This is a genomic window from Streptomyces sp. NPDC006602 (genome assembly GCF_042870385.1).
In the GTDB taxonomy this organism is placed as follows: domain Bacteria; phylum Actinomycetota; class Actinomycetes; order Streptomycetales; family Streptomycetaceae; genus Streptomyces.
Map to the genome: position 1 here is coordinate 37,047 of NZ_JBIAHG010000002.1, position 21,494 is coordinate 58,540.

Sequence of the window (21,494 nt, forward strand, 5' to 3'; positions counted from 1 at the left end):
AGGTCAGGCGCGCTTGTACTCGGGCGGTCGTTTCTCCGCGAAGGCGCGGGCGCCCTCCTTGGCGTCGGCCGTGTCGAAGATCGGCCAGCCGCGCTTCAGTTCGGCGGCGAGTCCGTCGGCCTCGGTCAGCTCCGCGGTCTCGTACACGGACGCCTTGACGGCCTCGACGGCGAGCGGGCCGCAGGCGTTGACCTGTTCGGCGATCTCGAGGGCCTTGTCGAGAGCGGTCCCCTCGGGCACGACGTGGCCGATCAGGCCGATGGCCGCGGCCTCGCGGGCGGTGTACGGACGGCCGGTGAGCAGCATCTCCAGGGCGTGGGTGCGCGGGATCTGCCGTTGCAGCCGGACGGTGGAGCCGCCGATCGGGAACAGCCCGCGTTTGACCTCGAACAGCCCGAAGGTCGCCGACTCGCCCGCGACCCGGATGTCGGTGCCCTGGAGGATCTCCGTGCCACCGGCGACGCAGTACCCCTCGACGGCGGCGATCACCGGCTTGCGGGGGCGGTGGTGGCGCAGCATCGCCTTCCAGTGGAGGTCCGGGTCGGCCTTGAGGCGGTCCCGGTGCTGCTCGCCCTCCATGCCCTGCCCGGCGAGGGCCTTGAGATCCATGCCGGCGCAGAACGCGCCGCCCGCGCCGGTCAGCACGATCGAGCGGACCGCATCGTCCTCGTCGGCTTCCACCCAGCCGTCGTACAGGCCGACGAGCATGGACAGCGAGAGCGCGTTCCTGGCGTCGGGCCTGTTGAGCGTGAGCACCAGTGTGGCGCCCTCGCGCCGCACGGTGAGGTGTTCCGTCCCACCCATTGCCCATCTCCCCTCTGAAAGAACGAGAACAGGTTGCAGGAGGCGCCTGGGCACTTCAAGGGTTTTCTGACACTCAGTCAGATTTCTTCGACGCGGACCCTTCACAGTTGCGGCGCCCTTTGCTCTGATGACCGGCGAACCGTCCGACAGCCAGGGCCCGTCCGAGGTCAGGAGGAGCGGTGGAGTACAACCTTGCCGACCTGTTCGAGTCGGTCGTCGACGTGGTCCCGGACCGCGAGGCGCTCGTGTACATCGACCACCCCGGTACGGGCGCGGAGCGCCGTCTGACGTACGCGGAACTGGACGCCGCCGCCAATCGCGTCGGCCACCATCTCCTCGACAGCGGGGTGCGTCCCGGCGAGCATGTCGGGCTGCACCTCTACAACGGTGTGGAGTACCTCCAGACCGTGCTGGGGTGCCTGAAGGCGCGGATCGTGCCGGTGAACGTCAACTACCGTTATGTAGAAGAAGAGTTGGTCTATCTGTATCGGGATGCCGATCTGGTGGCCGTGGTCTTCGACGCGGAGTTCACCGACCGGGTGGCGGCGGCGCTGCCGCACACGGACGCGCTGCGGCACCTGGTGCGGGTCGGGGCGCCCGGGCCGGGAGCGGCCGCGGTGGCTGCCGTGGACTTCGCAGACGCGGAGGCTTCCGGGTCCACGGAGCGCGGGTTCGCGTCCCGGTCGGGCGACGACCAGTTCATCATCTACACCGGTGGCACCACCGGCATGCCCAAGGGTGTGATGTGGCGCCAGGAGGACCTGTTCTTCTCGGGGCTCGGCGGTGGCGCGCCGACCGGCGAGCCGGTGAAGAAGCCGGAGGAGCTGGCCGAGCGGGTCGCGGCCGGCGGCGCGGGGATCACCTTCTTGCCCGCTCCCCCGCTGATGCACGGCACCTCCACGCTGACCGCGTTCATCGGGTTCAACTTCGGGCAACGGGTCGTACTGCACCGCAAGTTCGTGCCCGAGGAAGTGCTGCGGACGATCGAGCGGGAGAAGGTCACCAGCATGTCGCTGGTGGGCGACGCGATGCTGCGGCCGCTGATCGACGCGCTCGAAGGCCCGCTGAAGGGCACCGACATGTCGTCGATGTTCAGCGTGTCGTCCTCGGGGGCGATCATGTCGGACACGGTGCGCAGGCAGTTCCAGGCGCTCGTCCCGAACGTGATGCTGCTCAACAACTTCGGCTCCTCCGAGTCCGGCTTCAACGGCACGGCGACGGAGGACTCCGGCCCCGAACGCGGCTTCCGCGTCCGCGTCAACTCTCGTACGCAGGTGGTCGACCCGGCCACGCACGAGCCGGTCGCCTTCGGGGAGGTGGGCCGGGTCGCCCAGTGCGGCCATGTGCCGCTCGGCTACTACAACGACCCGCAAAAGACCGCCGAGACCTTCTTCGAGAAGGACGGCGAGCGCTGGGTGCTGCTCGGCGACATGGCCACCGTCGACGAGGAGGGCGTGGTCACCGTCCTCGGCCGCGGCTCCCAGTGCATCAACACCGGTGGCGAGAAGGTGTATCCGGAGGAGGTCGAGCAGGCGCTCAAGTCCCATCCGGACGTGTACGACGCGCTGGTCGCCGGGGTGCCGGACGCGAAGTGGGGCCACCGTGTGGCGGCGGTGGTGCAGTTGCGCGAGGGGGCGGTACGGCCGTCCCTGGAGGACATCCAGACGCACTGCCGTTCCCGGCTCGCCGGTTACAAGATCCCGCGCCGGCTGGTGATCGCGGAGACGCTTCGTCGGTCACCCAGCGGCAAGGCGGACTACCGGTGGGCCCGGGAGGTGGCGGCGTCTGCGGACGGATCAATTCCGGGGCCGTCGGCTTGAACCGAAGGTGACGTGCGGACGTACTGGGGGGTGGCAGGCTGGGCCTTCGGGCCACGGTTGCCATGCCATCGCACGACCGCACGGAAGGACCTCCGGGTGTCACTCTTCACTCGCTCTCGTCAACTGCCGGGTACCGCCGAGGGCGAGGCGGATGCGGATGGTGGAGGGGCTGCGGGGGAAGAGGTTGCCGAGGACGTCGTGAAGGAGACCGGGTCGGGCGAGGTCGGCGAGGCACCGGAGCACGAGGAGTCCGCCGACGAAACCCGCCCCGTCGCCCCCTCCCCCGGCTGGTTCGGCTGGCGGCGTCGCTGGCCCCGCGCGTCGCGTGGCGTGTCCGTGGGGACGAGCGTGCTGGCCGGTGTGCTGGTGGCGCTCGCGCTGCTCCTGCCCAACCGCCTCGACAAGACCTCCCTCGTCTCGTTCGTCCGCCTCCCTGTCGAGGGGATTCTTCTCGCGGTCGTGCTGCTCGCGCTGCCGCCGAAACCACGTCGGTTCACGGCGATCGGTGCGGGCTTGTTCCTCGGGCTGTTCACCGTCCTGAAATTCATCGACATGGGCTTCTACCAGTTCCTGGCCCGGCCGTTCGACCTCGTCTTCGACTGGATCCTGCTGGACGACGCGACGGACTTCCTCAGGGAGTCGTTCGGGCGATCGGGTCAGGTGCTCGTGGTGACCGGGGTGATCGTCCTCCTCGTCGCCGTGCTCACGCTCAGCACGTGGGCGGTGGCGCGGCTGGCGAAGGTCATGGACCGACACCGCACCGTGGCGGTCCCCACCACCCTCGTCCTCGGCACCGCGTGGGTCGCCTGCTTCACCCTGGGCGTGCAGTCCGGCTCAGTCCCCTTCGCCAGCAAGGGCAACTCCGAGGTCCTCGCCAACCGTGTGGAGTACATCCGCAACGGCCTCGGGGACGCCAAGGTCTTCCAGAAGCAGGCCGCTGTCGACGCCTTCGCCGACACCCCGCCCGACCAGCTGCTGACCGGACTGCGCGGCAAGGACGTCCTGTTCACCTTCGTCGAGAGCTACGGCCGCGTCGCGATCGACGACCCGGCGATGGCGCCCGAGATGGACGCGACCCTCGCGGAGGGCACGAGCCGGCTCAAGTCGGCCGGCTTCGACTCGCGCAGCGGCTGGCTGAGGTCGCCCGTGACGGGCGCCGGCAGCTGGATGGCCCACTCGACCTTCCTGTCCGGTCTGTGGATCAAGAACCAGCAGCGGTACCTGAGCCTGACCACCGGCGACCGCGCGACCCTCACCAGCTACTTCCAAAAGACCGGCGCCTGGCGCACGGTCGGCATCGTCCCCGGCGTACGCAAGGCCTGGCCCGAGGGCAAGTACTTCGGCCTCGACCACATCTACGACTCCACCCACCTCGGCTACCAGGGCCCCTACTTCAGCTGGACGCCGGTGCCGGACCAGTTCAGCCTGGAGGCCTTCCAGCGCCTGGAGCACGGCAAGAAGAACCGCGACCCGATCATGGCGGAGATCATCCTGGCCTCCAGCCACAACCCCTGGTCGCCGATCGCCCACACGATCGACTGGGAGGACCTCGGTGACGGCACGGTCTTCAACCAGATCAAGAAGGAGGGCACGAATCCGACGGAGGTCTGGAAGAGCCGGGAGCGCGTGCGTACCGAGTACCGCAAGGCCGTCCAGTACTCCGTGGACAGCCTCACCCAATGGCTCGAGCGCTACGGCGACGAGAACACGGTCCTCGTCTTCCTCGGCGACCACCAGCCGGTTCCGACCGTCACCAAGGGCAGCGCGAGCAGGGACGTGCCGATCACGATCGTCGCCAAGGACCCGAAGGTGCTCGACCGGATCTCCGACTGGGGCTGGACGGACGGCCTCAAGCCCGCGGAGAACGCGCCGGAGTGGGGCATGGACAAGTTCCGCGACCGCTTCATGACGGCGTACGGGAAGTGAGGTCTCGCTCCTCCAGGAATGCCTCCACGACGGCCAGGAACTCCTCCGGCCGGCCCCGTGCACCAGATGCCCGGCGTCGATGGTCACCAGGCGTACGTCGCACGGCGGCTCGGCGAGCGCCGTGACCTGGTCCTGCGGTGTCAGACCGGTCGGCCCGCCCGCGATGAGGAGCGTGGGCATGGTGATCCGCCCCATGTGAGCCCACCACACGGGATGGGGGGGCGTTCCGCTGTGCGTCGGTCGCCCGCACCATGGCCCAGTCGAACGGCAGGGCTCCGTCGGGTCGTTCGGTGGGCGGCCGGGGCGGATCGAGGGACAGCGGCGCGGGTACGTCCTCCAGCACGAGGCGACGTACCACCTCGGGCGCGTGCTGCGCGCGCAGGTGGGCGACGGCACCGCCCAACGAGTGCCCGACGATGTCGACGCGGCCGATGCCGAGGCAGGTGGGAAAAGCGAGGACATCGTCGCGCATGGCTTCGTACGCGTACGTCTCGGGCCCGGCACCCGGTTCCGTGCCGGGGCGGTCGCTGCCCCGTGGCCGCGCAGGTCAGGGGCGTACACCCGGCGCGGGCGCGGACCGGCGGCGAGCCGTTCGGCGTTGTGGGCCCAGTCCGTGCCGTCGGCGCAGCGGGAGTGCAGCAGGACGACGGGCGGCGCGGCCTGCGGAGTACGTCCGTCGCGGCACCGTCTCGGTCACCGCCGCGCTCGATGCGCACCCCGAAGCGAGCCGAGGTGGACTGCCTTCCCGAATACTTGGCTAGCCACATGATTGCTGCTACCTTGATTATGTGGCTGGCCACGCTTTTGGTGGCCGAAGGGAATGGAGTCATCATGAAAGCAATCGTTTTCGACCAGTTCGGCGGCCCGGACGTGCTGCACGAGGCGGACATCGAGGTCCCGCAGCCCGGCCCCGGCCAGGTCCGGGTCCGCGTGAAGGCCGCCGGGCTGAACGCGCTGGACGGCAAGATCCGCGCCGGGATGCTGGAGGCCGTCCGCCCGACGACCTTCCCCGCCGTCCCCGGTGGCGAGCTCGCCGGCGTGGTGGACGCCCTGGGTGAGGGCGTGAGCGACGTGCAGGTCGGCGATGAGGTGCTGGGCTGGTCGGACACCGGCTCGTACGCCCAGTACGCGCTGGCCACCACCGTGGCCCCCAAGCCCGCCGGCCTCGACTGGCAGCACGCGGTCGCGCTGCCGGTGGCCGGCGAGACGGCCGAGCGGGTCCTGAACCTGCTGGAGGTGGCCGCCGGGGAGACCGTGCTGATGCACGGCGCGTCCGGAGCGGTGGGAACCCTGGCGGTCCAGCTCGCCACCGCCCGCGGAGCACGCGTGATTGCCACCGCGGGCCCCTCCAACCAGGACTACCTCACCTCGCTCGGCGCCACCGCGACCGTGTACGGCGACGGTCTGGTCGAGCGGGTGCGAGCGCTGGCCCCCGACGGCGTGGACGCGGTGTTCGACCTGGCCGGGAAGGGCGCCCTGGAGGACTCCATCACCCTGCGGGACGGCCCCGACCGCATCGTCACCATCGCCGACTTCGGTGCACGGCAGCTGGGCATCACCTTCTCCCAGGGGTCCCAGGAACGCTCGACCGCCCGCCTGGCCGCCCTGGCCCAGGACGCCGCGGCCGGCAAGCTCGTCACCACCGTCACCGCCTACCCGCTCGACCAGGCGGCCACGGCCCAGCAGGTCAGCGACGCCGGGCATGTGCGGGGCAAGCTCGTCCTGAGCGTCGACTGAGCACGCCCGCCCACCGGCTCCCCACGACCACCCGCTGCCTTTACGGTGACCGGCCGGTCACCGCCCTATCGAAGGACCCCCTCATGCTGGATTCCCTGTGGACGCCGACCACTCTCGGCGGCAGATCTCTGCCGCACCGCCTGGTCATGGCCCCCATGACCCGTGACCGCTCCACGCCAGAAGGCGTACCGACCGAGCTGAACGCCGAGTACTACGCCCAGCGGGCCTCGCATGCGCTCGTCATCACCGAGGGAACCCAGCCCTCCGCCGACGGCCAGGGCTACCTCCTGACCCCCGGCATCCACAATGACGAGCAGATCGCCGGGTGGCGCAAGGTCACCGACGCCGTGCACGCGGCCGACGGCCGGATCGTCATCCAGCTGATGCATACCGGACGCATCGCCCACCCCGACAACACCCCCCACGGGCGCCGGCCGGTCGCCCCTTCGGCAATCCAGGCGCAGGGCGCGATGTTCACCGCGTCGGGGCCCCAGGAGATGCCGACCCCCCGTGCTCTGTCGACGCAGGAGGTCGCGGCGACCGTCGACGACTTCCGGCGCGCCGCAGCGGCTGCCGTCGCGGCAGGCGCCGACGGCGTGGAGATCCACGGCGCCAACGGCTACCTGGTGCACCAGTTCCTGTCCGACAACACCAATCAGCGCACCGATGGCTACGGCGGCTCGATCGAGGGCCGCATCCGCTTCGCCGTCGAGGTCGCCGCCGCGGTGGCCGACGAGATCGGCGCCGAGCGCACCGGCATCCGTATCTCCCCCGGCAACCCCTACAACGACATCGCCGAGTCCGACACCGCCGAGCTGTATCCGGCACTCCTGGACGCCCTGCGCCCCCTGGACCTGGCCTACCTCCACGTGCTCCACGCGGGCGACGAGGAGCTGCTGGGCACCCTGCGCGCGCTGTGGCCGACCACGCTGATCCTCAACCGGGGCGGCACCGACCTGCCCGCCCGTGCCAAGGACATCGACAACGGCACGGCCGACCTTGTCTCCGTCGGCGCCCTCGCGCTCGCCAACCCGGACCTGGTCGAGCGGCTCCGCGCCGGCGCGCCGCTGAACACCCCCGACCCGGCGACCTTCTACGGCGGAGGAGTGGCCGGCTACACCGACTACCCCACCCACACCGACTGAGGACCGAACCATGCCCACCCCCGAACCCCGCATCCCCACGACGGCCGGCGCAGGACCGATGAGCTACGCGATCTTCCAACTCGCCCGCGCCCACCGCGCCTACGCCGCCGCCATGCTCCGCGAGATGGACCTGCATCCCGGACAGGAGCTGCTGCTGATGCACCTTCTTGACCGGGACGGCCAGACCCAGTCCGAACTGCTCGACAGCGTCGGCCTGGACCACTCCACCGTCTCCAAGTCCCTTCGCCGCATGCAGGACGCCGGCCTGCTCATCCGTGAGCCGGCCGCACATGACCGGCGCGTCATGGTGGTCCACCTCACCGACAAGGGCCGGGCGATGCGCGAGCCCCTGGCAGCCCTGTGGCAGGCCCTGGAGGAGACCTCTGCCCGGAATCTGTCGGAGCAGCAGGCGGAGTCCTTCGTCGAGACCGCGTACGCCATCACCGAGGCGATCAGCAGCCGCGCGCTGCCGGAAGAAGAGTCCGCGTGACTCCCCGGTGTGCACCCCACGCGGACTGGGGTGCACACCGTCCCGCATGCGGCGCGACCACCGCCAGGTCGGCCCTATCACCCATCCCGTAGTGGCTGCCTTCGGACGCGGCACGTTCCGGCGGCGAGGCGCACTGCGGATCCGCCCCCACGGCCCGCCTCCATTGGCCCGCCCGGCACGCAGGCGCCCCAGGTCTGCAGCCGCGCCTGCCCCGCCCACCAAGCCCCTCGCTGATGACCTGACTGAAAGTGAGACTCCCATGCCTGCCACCGACTCAACCGCCCTCCCGGTCCTCGTCGTCGGGGCGACCGGCTCCCTGGGAAGCAAGGTCGTCGACGAACTTCTGGGGCGCGGCAAGAACGTCCGCGCCCTGGTGAGGCCGGCCAGCGACGCCAGCCGGCTCGAAAGCCGGGGTGTGGAGATCGCCCGCGGCGACATGCTCGACGTCGACTCGCTCGTGGCCGCGATGAACGGCGCCGATGCCGTCATCACCACCGCCGCCGGCTACACCCGCGGCGGCAAGAACGCCCACGACATCGACACCATCGGCAACGCCAACCTTGCCGAGGCCGCCCACCGCACCGGCATCCGGCGGTTCGTCCTGACCAGCATCCTCACCAGCGACCAGACGCCCCAAGTCCCGCACTTCTGGCACAAGAAGCTCGCCGAGGACAAGCTCGAACAGCTCGGCGTCCCGTTCGTCGCCCTGCGCCCGGGAGCGTTCCTCGACCAGGTCGCGAGCATGGCGGGCGACCCGGTCGACAAGGGCCGCATGTTGTGGATCGGCAAGGCCACCGTCCCGCTGACCTTCGTCCACACCTCCGACCTCGCGGCGTACCTGGCAGCCGCAGTCGACGCCGAAGCCGAGGCCGGTGAGCGGATCGACATCGGCTGGGACCGTCCGGTCAGCATGCGAGAGGTGGCCGACGTGATGGGCAGCCGGGCCGGAAAGAAGATCAAGGTGTGGGCCGTCCCGTCCGCCGTCGCCCGCGCCGCAGGAGCCGTCGCCGGCCGCTTCATGCCCCTGATCAAGGACATGGCCGCGATGTTCCGCTGGTTCGAGACCGGACGTTATGTCGCCGACCCCCGCCGCCAAGAGCAGCTGTTCGGTCCCGTCCCCACGGCCGAGGACGCCCTCGCCCGGTTCACCGACGAGCTGCGCACCGCACAGCACCGGTGACAGGCCCGCGTCCCATTCTCGCCGCCCGGCGCCTGACCAGGACGCCTCGGGCCCATCCTTCCCAGACCAGACCCGAGGAAGGAAACACTCATCAACGGGTCGACCCTGCAGACGTTCGCCGCCGCGTGCGCGGAGGAACTTCCCGGAGCCCAGCTGGAGCATCCTTTCGGCCCCGACTGGGAGGTCTACAAGGTACGCGGCAAGGTGTTCATGCTGATGACCGACGTCCCGGGGCGGCCCGTGGTGATCCTCAAGGCGGACCCCGGCGAGGCCCACGCCCTGCGGGAGCAGTACAGCCACATCACCCCCGGCTACCACATGAACAAGAAGCACTGGATCACCCTGGAGAGCGGAGAAGGCGTCGACAAGGAGCTCGTCAGGGAACTCGTCACCGACTCCTACCGGCTCGTCGTCGCCCACCTGTCCAAGGCCGAGCAGCCCGTCGACCCGCACACCTACGGCACCAGCACGCGGGCGGCCCGGTGAGCACGGCCGGTGACCGCCTCCAGGACACCGCCCGCAAGGCGGCCCTCGCCCTCCCCGACGTCAGCCACGGCCGCCCTTTCACCCCCAGACTCGACGTGTACAAGGTCGCGGACAAGGTGTTCCTGATCGTCACCGACGACCCGGAGGAACAGATCATCACGGTCAAGTGCGAGCCCGAGCGCGCGCGGGCACTGGAGCGCGGCTACGCCTCGATCACCCCGGGCCGCTGTCTGGACAAGAGGCACTGGATCTCGCTGGGGCCCGGGCGGGGCATCACGAAGCAGCTGATCAACGATGCGGTCGAACACTCCTACGACCTGGTCATCGACGGTCTGCCACAGAGCGAGCGCCCGCCGCGAGCCCCTGGCCCGGACGCGGCCGCCAGGTGAACGTTGGCCGCGCCCCCTTGGACACTGGCTGGCCTCAGGCCAGCCCGGCAGCTCTGGGAGCTGGGCGATGACGTCGCCTCATCGCGTCTCCGTGGCCGACCGGTCGGCGTCCGCCGGGTTCCGGGACGGCAGCAGCCGGCCCCCGGTGACCGATGTGCGCAACGCGCTGGAGCACCTGGATGCCAGCGTCGTCAGCGGCAACGCGGGATTCGGCTACGGCATCGGGGAGGACAGGGTGCTCATTACCCACAACGGCACCCGACTCGACCTTGCTCGTCTGTCGCTTCTGGGTCGAGTGATCAACGAACCGGCCTGTGGCAGGTTCTCTGCGACCTGGAAACTGTGCTTCCAAGGGCGTGTCCGTGCACCAAAGTTGCATGCGCTATCGTCGTCTTGACCGCTTCTGAGCTGCGTGAATCCCTACCGCACACTCAGGGCGCCCCAGAGAAGGCACTACGGCAGACAGGCCCCGTCTGCGTCCAGGAACGCGACGGTACGCCGTACGAACCACTCGGGGTCGTCCAGCCAGGGGTAGTGCCCGGCAGCGGGCTGGACCACGAACTCGGCGTTGGGGAACACCTCGGCGGAGCGGCGGGCGAGATCGGGCCGCGGGCCGCCGTCGAGTTCACCGGCGAGGACGAGGACCGGCGCGGTGAGCCGGGAGAGCGCGGCCCGGGTCGCGGGCGGGTCGTAGGCCCCTTCCGAGCCGTACCCGTCGGCCGCGTCGTCGTTCGTCTCCTCATCTGTGTGGGCGTCGTGCTCCTCGGCCGCCTTGTCCCAGCGGCCGTAGAAGAAGGGCCCGAACACGGGGTCGAAGTCGCCCGTCCCCGCCGCCCAGGCCTCGAACGCCGGATACAGCTGCGCGAACCACGGCTCCCCGTCCCGCAGCCGCGCCGCGGCCAGCCGGTCCTCAGCTGTGGCATGCATGCCCAGGGCCCGGGGGATGGCGGTGATCAACGCGAGACGGCGCACCCGCTGCGGGTACCGGGCGGCGTACAGCATGGCGAGACTCCCGCCTGCCGAGTGCGCGAGCACGTCCATGCGCTCCAGGCCCAGGTGAGCCCGCAACGCCTCCACGTCACCCACGAGCCGGTCGCACCGGTACGTGGCCGGATCCACGGGCACCCCGGAGTCGCCGGTGCCCCGCAGGTCCAGAAGGATCAGACGCCGGCGGGTGGTCAGACCCCCGAGGCCCCCGAGATAGACGGAGGCTCGCATAGGGCCTCCCGGCAGGACGACGAGGGACTCACCCTCACCCCGCACGTGATAGGCGAGTTCGGTCCCGTCGGCTGCGGCGAAGGTCGGCATGGTGCCGATCTTCGCGGCCCGCCACCCCGGCCGCAACGAAGTTGTGGGAAGGCAGGGCGAAAGTGCGTACCGACCCCTTGCCTGCGTCCGGGCATCCTGGATTACTGATCCGGAGCAGCTCGACCGAATGATCGGTCGCCCGGAATATTGTGGTTGGTGAGGGAGAAGACCTCATGTCGGACGCGAAGGACCTGCTGGACACCGGCGAGCGGCTGGACTCGGAAGGGCTGCGGGCACTGCAGCTGGAGCGGCTACGGGCGTCGCTGCGGCACGCGTACGGCAATGTGCCCTTCTACCGGGAGTCCTTCGACAAGGCGGGCCTGCATCCGGACGACTGCCGGTCTCTTGCCGACCTGGCCCTTTTCCCCTTCACCACCAAGGCGGACCTGCGCGAGAACTACCCGTACGGCATGTTCGCCGTGCCGCAGGACCGCATCCGCCGCATCCACGCCTCCAGCGGCACGACCGGCCGACCCACGGTCGTCGGCTACACGGAAGGCGACCTTTCCCTGTGGGCCGACATGGTGGCCCGCTCGATCCGCGCGGCGGGCGGCAGGCCCGGCGACAAGGTTCATGTGGCATACGGCTACGGCCTGTTCACCGGCGGACTCGGCGCGCACTACGGTGCCGAACGACTGGGCTGTACGGTCATCCCCGCGTCCGGCGGGATGACCGTCCGCCAGGTCCAGCTGATCCAGGACCTGGGGCCCGAGATCATCATGGTGACGCCCTCCTACATGCTGACCATCCTCGACGAGTTCGAGCGGCAGGGCGTGGACCCGCGCGGCACCTCCCTGCGCGTGGGGATCTTCGGCGCCGAGCCCTGGACCGAGCGGATGCGGCAGGAGATCGAGGAGCGGTTCGCGATCGACGCGGTCGACATATACGGGCTGTCGGAGGTGATGGGCCCGGGGGTCGCGCAGGAGTGCGTGGAGACCAAGGACGGACTGCACGTGTGGGAGGACCACTTCTTCCCCGAGGTCGTCGACCCGATCACCGGCGAGGTCCTGCCGGACGGCGAGAAGGGCGAGCTGGTCTTCACCTCTCTCACCAAGGAGGCGATGCCTGTCATTCGCTACCGGACCCGGGACCTGACGCGGCTGCTGCCGGGCACCGCTCGTGTCTTCCGGCGGATGGAGAAGGTCACCGGGCGCAGCGACGACATGGTGATCCTGCGCGGGGTGAACCTCTTCCCCACGCAGATCGAGGAGATCGTGCTGCGCACGCCGGGTGTCGCGCCCCACTTCCAGCTCCGGCTCACCCGCGAGGGGCGCCTCGACGCCCTCACCGTACGGGCGGAGGCCCGGCCCGGCGCCACGCCCGAGGACCGGGACGCGGCCGCGCGGGCCATCGCCGCGGCGGTGAAGGACGGCATCGGCGTGTCCGTCGAGGTGGAGATCGTCGAGCCGGAGTCCCTGGAGAGGTCCGTGGGCAAGATCCGCCGGATCGTGGACCTGCGGTCGCGTCAACAGCAGGGGCAGCCTAGGTGAGCGAGCGGCGGGAGGCCTCACCTGGGCAGTAGTCGGGCTCATCCACATGGATGAGTGCGCAATGGCGTTTGCGACGACTCCGTGCGCGATTGTGGCCGGTGCCGCCGGCTCGGCCCGCTCAGGGTTGGCGAACGTGCTGCCACCATGTGCGCCATGGTGGATTCGGGGGAGCACCGGTACGACGTCTTTCTGTCCTACGCCCGCGCCGACGATCCGAACTTCAGGCAGGCTCTGTCGGACGGCCTTGCCCGGGCAGGGTGCCGGGTCTGGCTCGATCGGGAGGTGATGCCCAATCGAGGGACCACGTTCGGGCAGGAGATCCGACGTGCCATCGAGGCCTGCGACCGCCTCGTCCTTCTGGCCGGGCCCGGAGCCCTGTCCTCCGAATACGTCACCCAGGAGTGGCGATACGCGGACGACATCGGCAAGCCCGTCGTGCCAGTCGTCCGGTCGACCGCCTTCCACGATCTTCCCGAACGGCTGCGCCACTACCACGGAGTAGAAGCACGGCAGCAGACGGTGGACACGGTGGTCGCCGACCTGGCCAGACTGCTGGGCGAGCCGGTGCGGCCGCTCGGGCCGATCACGACCCGAACCGGAGATCACGGAATTCGGCGAACTCCCGCCTGCGGGCGTGTTGATCGCGTCCTGAGTGTGCTTCCACCTCCCGTGACAGCCCCCGCACGCCCGCGACCGCGGCGAGCTGACCGGACACCTGTCGCGCACACTCCTGCCGGACCGGATGCGCCCACAGGACGTCGGCCGGGCGCCACGCGTGGCGGTGCTCTACGGCGTCCCAGGATCCGGGAAGAACACGGTTGCCGCCGCCTTCGCCGCGGCCATCCGCACCCGTCGGGTGTTCTCCGACGGCATCGTCTGGCTCACCGGAGGAACCGAGTTCGCCGGTGCGCGCTCCGACATCGGACCCGAGGCTGCAGATACCCTCCCATGCCGCTGCCTCCTGATCCGCCAAGCAGGAAGACCGTCCACGAAGACTCCCGCGGCTTCCGAGCCGTCGCGTCGGTCGCCGACCGGCCCACGGCTCCGCGCTCTCCCGCCGCCTTCGCCGGTACGCGATCGACCGCCCACGGCGCACGAAGGCCGCCGCCCGGGCTCCCGTAGTCAGCGCAACCGGTCCCGCAGCTCCCGCTTGAGGATCTTCCCGCTCGCGTTGCGCGGCAGCTCCTCCACGAACACCACCCGCTTCGGCGCCTTGAAGTGGGGGAGCTTCTCGCGGGCGTGGGCGATGAGTTCCTCCTCGGTGACCTCGCCGCGGGGGACGACGACCGCCGTGACGGCCTCGATCCACCGCTCGTCGGGCAGGCCGATCACCGCGACCTCGGCGACCGCGTGATGCGTGTACAGCGCGTCCTCGACCTGGCGTGAAGCGACCAGTACGCCACCGGAGTTGATGACGTCCTTCACCCGGTCGACGATGGTGAAGTAGCCGTGGGCGTCGCGCACCGCGAGGTCGCCGGAGCGGAACCAGCCGTCACGGAAGGCCGCGGCGGTCTCCTCGGGCTTGTCCCAGTAGCCCTCGCACAACTGCGGGGAGCGGTAGACGATCTCGCCGGGTGTGCCGTCGGGCACGTCCTTGCCGTCCTCGTCGACCACGCGGGCGTCCACGAACAGGACGGGCCGCCCGCAGGAGTCCATGCGGCCCTTGTGCTCGTCGGGTGCGAGGACGGTGGCCAGGGGGCCGATCTCGCTCTGCCCGAAGCAGTTGTAGAAGGCGAGTTTCGGGAGGCGTTCGCGCAGCCGCTCCAATACGGGCACCGGCATGATCGACGCGCCGTAGTACGCCTTGCGCAGACCGCTCAGGTCACGAGCCGCGAAGTCGGCACGGTTCGCCAGGCCGATCCACACAGTGGGCGGGGCGAAGAGGCTGTCCGCGCGGCCGGTCTCGATCAGGTCGAAGAGGCGGTCGCCGTCCGGCGCGTCGAGGATGACGTTGGTGGCCCCCACCGCGAGGTACGGCAGCAGGAACACGTGCATCTGCGCCGAGTGGTACAGCGGCAGCGAGTGCACCGGCCGGTCGCCCGCGCTGAGGTCGAGGGCGGCGATCGCGCTCAGGTACTCGTGCACCAGGGCGCGGTGCGTCATCATCGCGCCCTTGGGCAGCGCCGTCGTCCCGGAGGTGTACAGCAGCTGCACCAGGTCCTCGCTGCGCGGTTCGGGACCGTCGTACGCGGGCGTCGTGGCCAGCCGCGCCAGCAGGGAGTCCTCGGCGTCGCGCAGGGGCACCGTGCGGACCCCCTCGGGGAGTCGCGCGGCCAGGTCCGGGTCGGTGAGGACCAGGGAGCTGCCGGACTGGCCGACGAGGTACGCCAGGTCGTCGCCGGTGAGGTTCTGGTTGACCGGCACGTGGACGAGGCCCGCGCGGGCGCAGGCGAGGAAACCGATCAGATAGGCGTCGGAGTTGTGTCCGTAGGCGCCGACCCGGTCGCCGGGGTCGAGTCCCTGGTCGAGCAGGAGGCTCGCCGCGCGGGACACGGCCTCGTCGAGTTGCTCGTAGGTCCAGGAGCGGTCGCCGTACTCCACCGCCACCCGCGCCGGGGTGCGTCGGGCGCTGCGTCGCAGTACCCCGTCTACCGTGCTGCCGTGTCCGGGCGTCATGACACATGATCCTGGGTCCGGGAAAGGGGGAGGTCAAGCACCGGGGCTCAGGACGGATACCTGCCAGTACGGGGACGTCCCGTCCTCGCCCCGGTACGGGATGTCCTGTCCTCGCCGACGCCGGTGATCGTCCTCGTACGCGAGCGCTGACCATGTGGTCCCATCCCACATGGGGCGGGACCACACCCCGTCAGATGGTGATGTGGCCGAGCTTGTCCGGGTTGAGGATCACGTAGATGGCGTCGATGCGGCCGTCACACACGTCGATCGTGACGAACTGGTCGACGCCGTCGACCGTGATCGCGAGGGCGGGACGGCCGTTGACGTCCACGCGGCGCGGTGTCCCGAACGAGTAGCGGGCGACCAGGTCCGCGGCGAAGGCGATGACCTGCTGGCCGCCCTCGATGGGCCACAGGGCCGCCCGGACCTTGCCGCCGCCGTCGTTCCAGGCGACGACGTCCTCGGTCAGCAGGTCGGCCAGTCGGGCCGCGTCGCGGTTCTGCGCGGCCTCCAGGAACCGGGCCAGAAGTTTGGCGTGGTCGTCCTCGGAGAGGGCGAACCGGTCGCGTCCGGCGGCGAGCCGGCGGCCGGTGCGCAAGTGCATCCGACGGCAGTTCGTCTCGGTGGAGTCGAGCAGGCGGGCGATCTCGCCGTACGAAAATTCGAGTGCCTCGTGCAGCACGAAAACCGCGCGTTCCGCAGGTGACAGACGCTCCATCAGGTGGAGGGTGGCATAGGCGACGGTGTTCCGCAGCCCGGCGGTGTCCAGCGGGCCCAGTGCGGCGGTGGCCACCGGATCGGGCAGCCACGGCCCGGTGTACGCCTCGCGCAATGCCTTGGCCGACGTGAGCCGCTCGAGGGCGAGCCGCGCGACGACGGTGACGAGGAAGGCCCGGGGGGCACGGGTCTGGACGGGCTCGGTGCCCGTCCACCGCAGGTGGGCGTCCTGGACGACGTCCGCGGCGTCCCCCATGGTGCCGAGCAGCCGGTAGGCGAGCCCGAGCAGCAGGGGACGGTAGGTCTCGAACTGCTCGGTCGCCGGCTCCGGGATTTCCAATTTCCGTGTCCTTCCCAGTCGTTCGGTGCGGTGGTCGGCATCGGTGTGGGGTGCCCAGTCAACTCCGCCGCGTCCCCGTCGCGCCACTCGGCGTGACGGGAGCGCCGATCTGGAGTAAGGGCGGCGTGCGCGGACCGCCCCACGCACGCCGTTCACGATGCCGACCTGCCGAACGAAGGATCCGCCGGTGGTCCGGATCGACTCGGGAAGGTCACGCCGGTCATACGGGGCGCGTACGGCCCTCCCAGTACGGATCCCGCAGCCGACGCTTGTACAGCTTGCCGTTGGGGTCCCGGGGCATCTCCGCGACGAAGTCGAGGCTCTTGGGCCGCTTGTAGCCGGCGAGTTGCCCGGCGCAGTGGTCGAGCAGCGCGGCGGCGAGGGCGGGGCCCGGCTCGAAGCCGGGGGCGGGTTCGACGACGGCCTTGACCTCCTCGCCCCAGTCGTCGTGGGGGATGCCGAAGGCGGCGGCGTCGGCGACGGCCGGGTGGGCGAGCAGGGCGGACTCGATCTCGGCCGGGTAGATGTTGACGCCGCCCGAGATGATCATGTCGATCTTGCGGTCCCGGAGGAAGAGGTAGCCGTCCTCGTCGAGGAGACCGAGGTCGCCGACGGTGAAGAAGTCGCCGATGCGGTTCTTCCGAGTCTTGTCCTCGTCCTTGTGGTACGAGAAGCCGCCCGTGTTCATCTTCAGGTAGACGGTGCCGAGTTCGCCGGGCGGCAGCCGGTTGCCGTCGTCGTCGAAGATGGCGAGTTCGCTGATGGGCCAGGCCTTGCCGACGGTGCCGGGTTTCTTCAGCCAGTCCTCGGCGGTGGCGAAGGCGCCGCCGCCCTCGCTGGCCGCGTAGTACTCCTCCACGCAGTGGCCCCACCAGTCGATCACGGCCCGCTTGACGTGGTCGGGGCAGGGCGCGGCGCCGTGGATGGCGTGCCGCATGGAGGAGACGTCGTAGCGCGCCTTGATGTCGTCCGGGAGGGCCAGCAGGCGGTGGAACTGGGTCGGGACCATATGGGTGTGCGTGCACGTGTGGGTGTCGATGAGGCGGAGCATCTCCTCGGGTGTCCACTTGTCCATCAGGACCAGGCGGTGGCCGATGTGCAGGGACGCGCCGGCGAACTGGAGCACGGCCGTGTGGTAGAGCGGTGAGCAGACGAGGTGCACGTTGTCGTCGAACGGCCGGATGCCGAAGATGCCGAGGAAGCCGCCGAGGTACGCCTCCTCGGGGAGCTTGCCGGGCAGGGGGCGCCGGATGCCGCGCGGGCGGCCGGTGGTGCCCGAGGTGTAGTTCATGACCCAGCCGAGGGTGCGGTCGGCGGGCGGCGACTCCGGTTGCCCGTCGAGGAGTTCGGCGTACGGCCTGAAGCCCTCGACCGTGCCGACGGCGTACCGGTGGGCGGCCGGGAGTCCGGCCTCGTCGGCGGCGTGGCGGGCGGGGCCGGCGAACCGTTCGTGGGCGAGGAGCACCTTGGCGCCGGAGTCGGCGACGATCCAGGCGATCTCGGGGCCGACGAGATGGTGGTTGACGGGGACGAGGTAGAACCCGGCCTGGGTGGCGGCGAGGTACGCGGTGAGGAATTCCGTACCGTTGGGCAGGACGACGGCGAAGGCGTCGCCGCGTTCCAGCCCGGCCGCGCGCAGGCCGTGGACGAGCCGGTTGGCGGCGGCGTGCAGACGCCCGGCGCTCCACTGTTCGCCGTCGGGGGCGACGAGCACCCCACGTGTCGGGTCTTGGGTGGCCTGGGCCCAGAAGCCCACGGGAGGTGTGCTCGTCACGTGCCGCTCCTTCCGGCGATGCGGTTGACGCGGTCGACGGCTCGCTCGAAGCCGCTGGTGAGGTCGTCGAAGACGGCCTGGACGCTGCGTTCGCTGGTCATCCGGCCGACGATCTGGCCGACGGGCGTCCCCAGCAGCGGCTCGACCTCGTACTTCTGGATGCGCGAGACGGCTTCGGCGACGAGCAGGCCCTGCAGGGGCATGGGGAGGGTGCCGGGGCCGGCCGGGTCGTCCCAGGCGTCGGTCCACTCGGTGCGCAGTTGGCGGGCGGGTTTCCCGGTGAGTGCGCGGGAGCGGACGGTGTCCCCGGAACCGGCGGCGAGCAGCTTCCGGGTCAGGGCGGGCGAGTGCATGTCGGCTTCGGTGGTGGTCAGCCATATGGAGCCCAGCCACACACCCTGGGCGCCGAGTGCCAGCGCGGCCGCCACCTGCTGACCGCTCCCGATGCCCCCGGCCGCCAGCACGGGCAGCGGATCGACGGCCTCGACGACCTCGGGCGTGAGCACCATGGAGGCGATCTCGCCGGTGTGGCCGCCTGCCTCGTGCCCCTGGGCGACGACGACGTCGATGCCCGCCTCCTTGTGCTTGCGGGCGTGCCGGGCACTGCCGGCGAGCGCGGCGACAAGCACGTTCTGGTCGTGGGCGCGGGCGACCACGTCGGCGGGCGGGGAGCCGAGGGCGTTGGCGAGCAGCTTGATCGGATAGTCGAAGGCGACGTCGAGCTGGTTGCGGGCGACCTGCTCCATCCATCCGGTGATACGCCAGCCGGAGGCCTCGCCCTCGGCGAGTTCGGGGACTGCGTGCTTGGCGAGGGTGTCCTGGACGAACTGCCGGTGCGTCTCGGGGATCATCGCCTCGACGTCGGCTTCGGTGACGCCTTCGACCTTCTTGGCGGGCATGACGACGTCGAGGCCGTACGGCTTCCCGTCGACATGCGCCTCGATCCAGTCGAGGTCGCGTTTGAGGTCGTCGGGGGCGGTGTAGCGGACCGCGCCGAGCACTCCGAAGCCGCCGGCCCGGCTGATGGCCGCGGCGACGGCGGGGAACGGCGTGAAGCCGAAGACGGCGTGCTCGACTCCGAGTGTCTTGCTCAGCTCCGTCTGCATGGGCGCAGAATGCCTCAGTACTCCGACCGACGGAAGAGCTTTTCTGATACTCCGTCAGGTTTCTGCGCCGGCAACGTGAAGACGTACTTGTCCGTGGACATCCGCAGGGCCGAGATCAGCCGCATCCGGCTGTCGAAGTCGAACCAGTACCCCGCAAGGGGCCGGACGTCGGCATCGACGTGGGCGTTGGCGTGGCTCTTACCCTCTCCGACGGGAACGCCTGGCCGTGAGGACGGGCTTGAAGAAGCCGCTCGTGTCCGGGGCCAGGCCGCGGCGCTGGACGGCCTCGTCCGCCGGCGGCTCGGCCCGGGGCCGCACCGGGCGAGTCGTAGAAGTCCCGGGCCGAGAAGGTCACTCGCCCGTCGCCTCCAGCACCGCCATCGCAGCGTTGTGCCCCGGTACTCCGCTCACTCCCCCGCCCCGCACCGCGCCCGCCCCGCACAGCAGCACGTTCGCGTGGCGGGTCTCCACGCCCCAGCGGCCGGTGTCCTCCTGGGCGTAGGGCCAGGTGAGTTCGCGGTGGAAGATGTTGCCGCCGGGGAGCCGGAGGTCGCGCTCCAGGTCCAGCGGCGTCTTGGCCTCGATGCAGGGCCGTCCGTCGGCATCGGTGGCCAGGCAGTCGGCGAGGGGCTCGGCGAGGTGGGCGTCCAGCTGCGCGAGCGTGGACTTGAGGAGTTCCTCGCGTACGGCGTCGTTGTCCCGGTCGAAGAGCCGGGCGGGTGTGTGCAGGCCGAACAACGTCAAGGTCTGGTAGCCCTGTTCGACGAGGTCGGGGCCGAGGATCGTCGGGTCGGTGAGGGAGTGGCAGTAGATCTCGGAGGGCGGGGCGGCGGGCAGTTCACCGGCGGCGGCCTGGGTGTGGGCGGTGGCCAGTTGCTCGTAGCCCTCGGCGATGTGGAAGGTGCCGGAGAACGCCTCGCGAGGGTCGACGGAGTCGTCGCGCAGCCTCGGGAGCCGGGTGAGGAGCATGTTCACCTTGAGCTGGGCGCCCTCGGCGGGGGTGGGCGGCTCGTCGCCGGTGAGTGCCGCCAGTTCCTGCGGGGAGGCGTTGACGAGGACGTGCCGGGCGCCGGCGACGCCCTCTCCGTCGGCGGTGCGGTACGTGATCTCGGCGGTACGCCCGTCCGTGTCGATCCGCACGGCCTCGTGTCCGGTGGCGAGGACGGCGCCCGCGTCGCGTGCCGCCGCGGCGAGGGCGTCGGTGAGGGCGCCCATGCCGCCGACGGGTACGTCCCAGGCGCCGGTGCCGCCGCCGATCACGTGGTAGAGGAAGCAGCGGTTCTGCGGGAGGTCGGGGTCGTGGGCGTCGGCGAAGGTTCCGATGAGGGCGTCGGTGAGGACCACGCCCCGCACCAGGTCGTCGCTGAAGCGGTCCTCGATCGTCGCCCCGATGGGCTCCTCGAAGAGGGTCCGCCAGGCGTCCTCGTCGTCGATGCGGTCGCGCAGCTCGTCGCGGGTGGGCAGCGGTTCGGTCAGGGTCGGGAAGACCCGCTGGGCCACGTGGGCGGTCATGGCGTAGAAGCGCTGCCAGGCCTGGTGCTCGCGCTCACCGCCGGTCAGCCGCGCGAACGCCTCCCGGGTACGGCGTTCGCCGCCGCCGACCAGGAGTCCGGTCGGCCGGCCGTCCCGTTCGACGGGGGTGTACGACGAGACGGTGCGGGTGCGGACCCGGAAGTCCAGCCCGAGGTCGCGCACGATCTTCTTCGGCAGCAGGCTCACCAGGTACGAGTAGCGCGACAGCCGCGCGTCGACGCCGGCGAACGGCCGCGTGGAGACGGCGGCGCCACCGGTGTGGTCCAGCCGCTCGAGGACCAGTACGGACCGTCCGGCCCGGGCCAGGTAGGCGGCGGCGACCAGGCCGTTGTGGCCCCCGCCGACGACCACGACGTCGTACCCCCGGCGTCTGTGGAGGACTCGGTCTTCCCGGTGTCCTTCGCGTGCAGGCATGGTTCTTGGTAACACGCCTTGATCCAGGTCGGCCAGAGGTGCGGGCACAGGACCCAGAGTTCTCTTTCCTCGTTCATGCAGGGCTCGTGATGGTTCTTGATGCGAGCCGGCACCACGCCAGAGCGATTGCAATACTTTCGCCTCCGCCTGGAAAATTCCCCCCGACCGAAGCAAGAACAAGAATTTCGAGCGCCATTTCCTATATTCACTCGCATTGCC

19 protein-coding genes are annotated in these 21,494 nt (G+C 70.4%); 11 read left to right on the forward strand and 8 right to left on the reverse strand.

The window, feature by feature from the left end:
- Window positions 1-3 precede the first annotated feature (3 nt).
- Window positions 4-804, reverse strand: coding sequence for a crotonase/enoyl-CoA hydratase family protein (locus tag ACFYO2_RS04775; RefSeq protein ID WP_388344124.1), 801 nt, complete (start codon window positions 802-804; stop codon window positions 4-6).
- Window positions 805-983: 179 nt separating this feature from the next.
- Here ACFYO2_RS04775 and ACFYO2_RS04780 point away from each other — a divergent pair, with 179 nt between their 5' ends.
- Both ACFYO2_RS04780 and ACFYO2_RS04785 read left to right on the forward strand, forming a co-directional pair.
- Window positions 984-2,624, forward strand: coding sequence for an acyl-CoA synthetase (locus ACFYO2_RS04780; protein WP_388344127.1), 1,641 nt, complete (start codon window positions 984-986; stop codon window positions 2,622-2,624).
- A gap of 96 nt (window positions 2,625-2,720) precedes the next feature.
- Window positions 2,721-4,550 carry a sulfatase gene (locus ACFYO2_RS04785; RefSeq protein ID WP_388344131.1) on the forward strand — a complete coding sequence of 610 codons (1,830 nt, stop codon included), beginning with the start codon at window positions 2,721-2,723 and terminating at the stop codon, window positions 4,548-4,550.
- Here the strand turns inward: ACFYO2_RS04785 and ACFYO2_RS04790 are convergent.
- Window positions 4,528-5,022, reverse strand: coding sequence for an alpha/beta fold hydrolase (locus tag ACFYO2_RS04790; RefSeq protein ID WP_388344133.1), 495 nt, complete (start codon window positions 5,020-5,022; stop codon window positions 4,528-4,530). The genes ACFYO2_RS04785 and ACFYO2_RS04790 overlap by 23 nt on opposite strands.
- A gap of 359 nt (window positions 5,023-5,381) precedes the next feature.
- On the opposite strand from ACFYO2_RS04790, the gene ACFYO2_RS04795 reads away from it, so the two are divergent.
- From ACFYO2_RS04795 to ACFYO2_RS04825, 7 genes are all read left to right on the forward strand, one after another.
- Window positions 5,382-6,287 (forward strand): NADP-dependent oxidoreductase, encoded by a 906-nt coding sequence (locus tag ACFYO2_RS04795; RefSeq protein ID WP_388344135.1) that lies wholly within the window; start codon window positions 5,382-5,384, stop codon window positions 6,285-6,287.
- A gap of 83 nt (window positions 6,288-6,370) precedes the next feature.
- Complete coding sequence (locus ACFYO2_RS04800; RefSeq protein ID WP_388344138.1) at window positions 6,371-7,432, forward strand: alkene reductase; 1,062 nt, start codon at window positions 6,371-6,373, stop codon at window positions 7,430-7,432.
- A 10-nt stretch (window positions 7,433-7,442) separates the two neighbouring features.
- Complete coding sequence (locus tag ACFYO2_RS04805) at window positions 7,443-7,922, forward strand: MarR family winged helix-turn-helix transcriptional regulator (RefSeq protein ID WP_388344141.1); 480 nt, start codon at window positions 7,443-7,445, stop codon at window positions 7,920-7,922.
- 259 nt (window positions 7,923-8,181) lie between these two features.
- Complete coding sequence (locus tag ACFYO2_RS04810) at window positions 8,182-9,102, forward strand: SDR family oxidoreductase (RefSeq protein ID WP_388344143.1); 921 nt, start codon at window positions 8,182-8,184, stop codon at window positions 9,100-9,102.
- A gap of 90 nt (window positions 9,103-9,192) precedes the next feature.
- Window positions 9,193-9,588, forward strand: coding sequence for an MmcQ/YjbR family DNA-binding protein (locus ACFYO2_RS04815; RefSeq protein WP_388346032.1), 396 nt, complete (start codon window positions 9,193-9,195; stop codon window positions 9,586-9,588).
- Window positions 9,585-9,977, forward strand: coding sequence for an MmcQ/YjbR family DNA-binding protein (locus ACFYO2_RS04820; RefSeq protein ID WP_388344146.1), 393 nt, complete (start codon window positions 9,585-9,587; stop codon window positions 9,975-9,977). The genes ACFYO2_RS04815 and ACFYO2_RS04820 overlap by 4 nt, the downstream gene beginning before the upstream one ends.
- A gap of 145 nt (window positions 9,978-10,122) precedes the next feature.
- The gene (locus tag ACFYO2_RS04825) at window positions 10,123-10,374 is read left to right on the forward strand and encodes a hypothetical protein (protein WP_388344149.1); all 252 of its coding nucleotides are present in this window, start codon (window positions 10,123-10,125) and stop codon (window positions 10,372-10,374) included.
- Window positions 10,375-10,430: 56 nt separating this feature from the next.
- Here the strand turns inward: ACFYO2_RS04825 and ACFYO2_RS04830 are convergent, their stop codons facing one another.
- Window positions 10,431-11,285 (reverse strand): alpha/beta fold hydrolase, encoded by an 855-nt coding sequence (locus ACFYO2_RS04830; protein ID WP_388344152.1) that lies wholly within the window; start codon window positions 11,283-11,285, stop codon window positions 10,431-10,433.
- Between the two features lie 173 nt (window positions 11,286-11,458).
- On the opposite strand from ACFYO2_RS04830, the gene paaK reads away from it, so the two are divergent.
- Both paaK and ACFYO2_RS04840 read left to right on the forward strand, forming a co-directional pair.
- The gene (gene paaK, locus ACFYO2_RS04835; protein WP_388344155.1) at window positions 11,459-12,775 is read left to right on the forward strand and encodes a phenylacetate--CoA ligase PaaK; all 1,317 of its coding nucleotides are present in this window, start codon (window positions 11,459-11,461) and stop codon (window positions 12,773-12,775) included.
- 153 nt (window positions 12,776-12,928) lie between these two features.
- Complete coding sequence (locus ACFYO2_RS04840; protein WP_388344157.1) at window positions 12,929-13,897, forward strand: toll/interleukin-1 receptor domain-containing protein; 969 nt, start codon at window positions 12,929-12,931, stop codon at window positions 13,895-13,897.
- On the opposite strand, the gene ACFYO2_RS04845 is transcribed toward ACFYO2_RS04840, so the two are convergent.
- The 5 genes from ACFYO2_RS04845 to ACFYO2_RS04865 all read right to left on the reverse strand — a co-directional run bounded on the left by ACFYO2_RS04845 (window position 13,898) and on the right by ACFYO2_RS04865 (window position 21,275).
- Window positions 13,898-15,391, reverse strand: a complete 1,494-nt coding sequence (locus ACFYO2_RS04845) for an acyl-CoA synthetase (protein ID WP_388344160.1) — start codon at window positions 15,389-15,391, stop codon at window positions 13,898-13,900.
- Window positions 15,392-15,581: 190 nt separating this feature from the next.
- On the reverse strand, window positions 15,582-16,448 hold the full coding sequence (sigJ, locus tag ACFYO2_RS04850) for an RNA polymerase sigma factor SigJ (protein WP_388344163.1): 867 nt from the start codon (window positions 16,446-16,448) through the stop codon (window positions 15,582-15,584).
- Between the two features lie 220 nt (window positions 16,449-16,668).
- Window positions 16,669-18,222 (reverse strand): acyl-CoA synthetase, encoded by a 1,554-nt coding sequence (locus ACFYO2_RS04855; RefSeq protein ID WP_388344166.1) that lies wholly within the window; start codon window positions 18,220-18,222, stop codon window positions 16,669-16,671.
- Window positions 18,219-19,328 carry a nitronate monooxygenase gene (locus ACFYO2_RS04860; RefSeq protein ID WP_388344169.1) on the reverse strand — a complete coding sequence of 370 codons (1,110 nt, stop codon included), beginning with the start codon at window positions 19,326-19,328 and terminating at the stop codon, window positions 18,219-18,221. Before ACFYO2_RS04860 ends, ACFYO2_RS04855 begins: the two co-directional genes overlap by 4 nt.
- A gap of 351 nt (window positions 19,329-19,679) precedes the next feature.
- Entirely contained in the window at window positions 19,680-21,275 is a 1,596-nt protein-coding gene (locus ACFYO2_RS04865; RefSeq protein ID WP_388344172.1) for a phytoene desaturase family protein, read from the reverse strand.
- Window positions 21,276-21,494: the final 219 nt, after the last annotated feature.

Excerpts from the sequence above, each read along its gene's own strand:
- ACFYO2_RS04775 (WP_388344124.1), bottom strand. The coding sequence starts at position 804 with ATGGGTGGGACGGAACACCTCACCGTGCGGCGCGAGGGCGCCACACTG.
- ACFYO2_RS04790 (WP_388344133.1), bottom strand. The coding sequence starts at position 5,022 with ATGCGCGACGATGTCCTCGCTTTTCCCACCTGCCTCGGCATCGGCCGC.
- ACFYO2_RS04795 (WP_388344135.1), top strand. The coding sequence starts at position 5,382 with ATGAAAGCAATCGTTTTCGACCAGTTCGGCGGCCCGGACGTGCTGCAC.
- ACFYO2_RS04800 (WP_388344138.1), top strand. The coding sequence starts at position 6,371 with ATGCTGGATTCCCTGTGGACGCCGACCACTCTCGGCGGCAGATCTCTG.
- ACFYO2_RS04805 (WP_388344141.1), top strand. The coding sequence starts at position 7,443 with ATGCCCACCCCCGAACCCCGCATCCCCACGACGGCCGGCGCAGGACCG.
- ACFYO2_RS04810 (WP_388344143.1), top strand. The coding sequence starts at position 8,182 with ATGCCTGCCACCGACTCAACCGCCCTCCCGGTCCTCGTCGTCGGGGCG.
- ACFYO2_RS04830 (WP_388344152.1), bottom strand. The coding sequence starts at position 11,285 with ATGCCGACCTTCGCCGCAGCCGACGGGACCGAACTCGCCTATCACGTG.
- paaK (WP_388344155.1), top strand. The coding sequence starts at position 11,459 with ATGTCGGACGCGAAGGACCTGCTGGACACCGGCGAGCGGCTGGACTCG.
- ACFYO2_RS04840 (WP_388344157.1), top strand. The coding sequence starts at position 12,929 with ATGGTGGATTCGGGGGAGCACCGGTACGACGTCTTTCTGTCCTACGCC.
- ACFYO2_RS04845 (WP_388344160.1), bottom strand. The coding sequence starts at position 15,391 with ATGACGCCCGGACACGGCAGCACGGTAGACGGGGTACTGCGACGCAGC.
- ACFYO2_RS04860 (WP_388344169.1), bottom strand. The coding sequence starts at position 19,328 with ATGCAGACGGAGCTGAGCAAGACACTCGGAGTCGAGCACGCCGTCTTC.
- ACFYO2_RS04865 (WP_388344172.1), bottom strand. The coding sequence starts at position 21,275 with ATGCCTGCACGCGAAGGACACCGGGAAGACCGAGTCCTCCACAGACGC.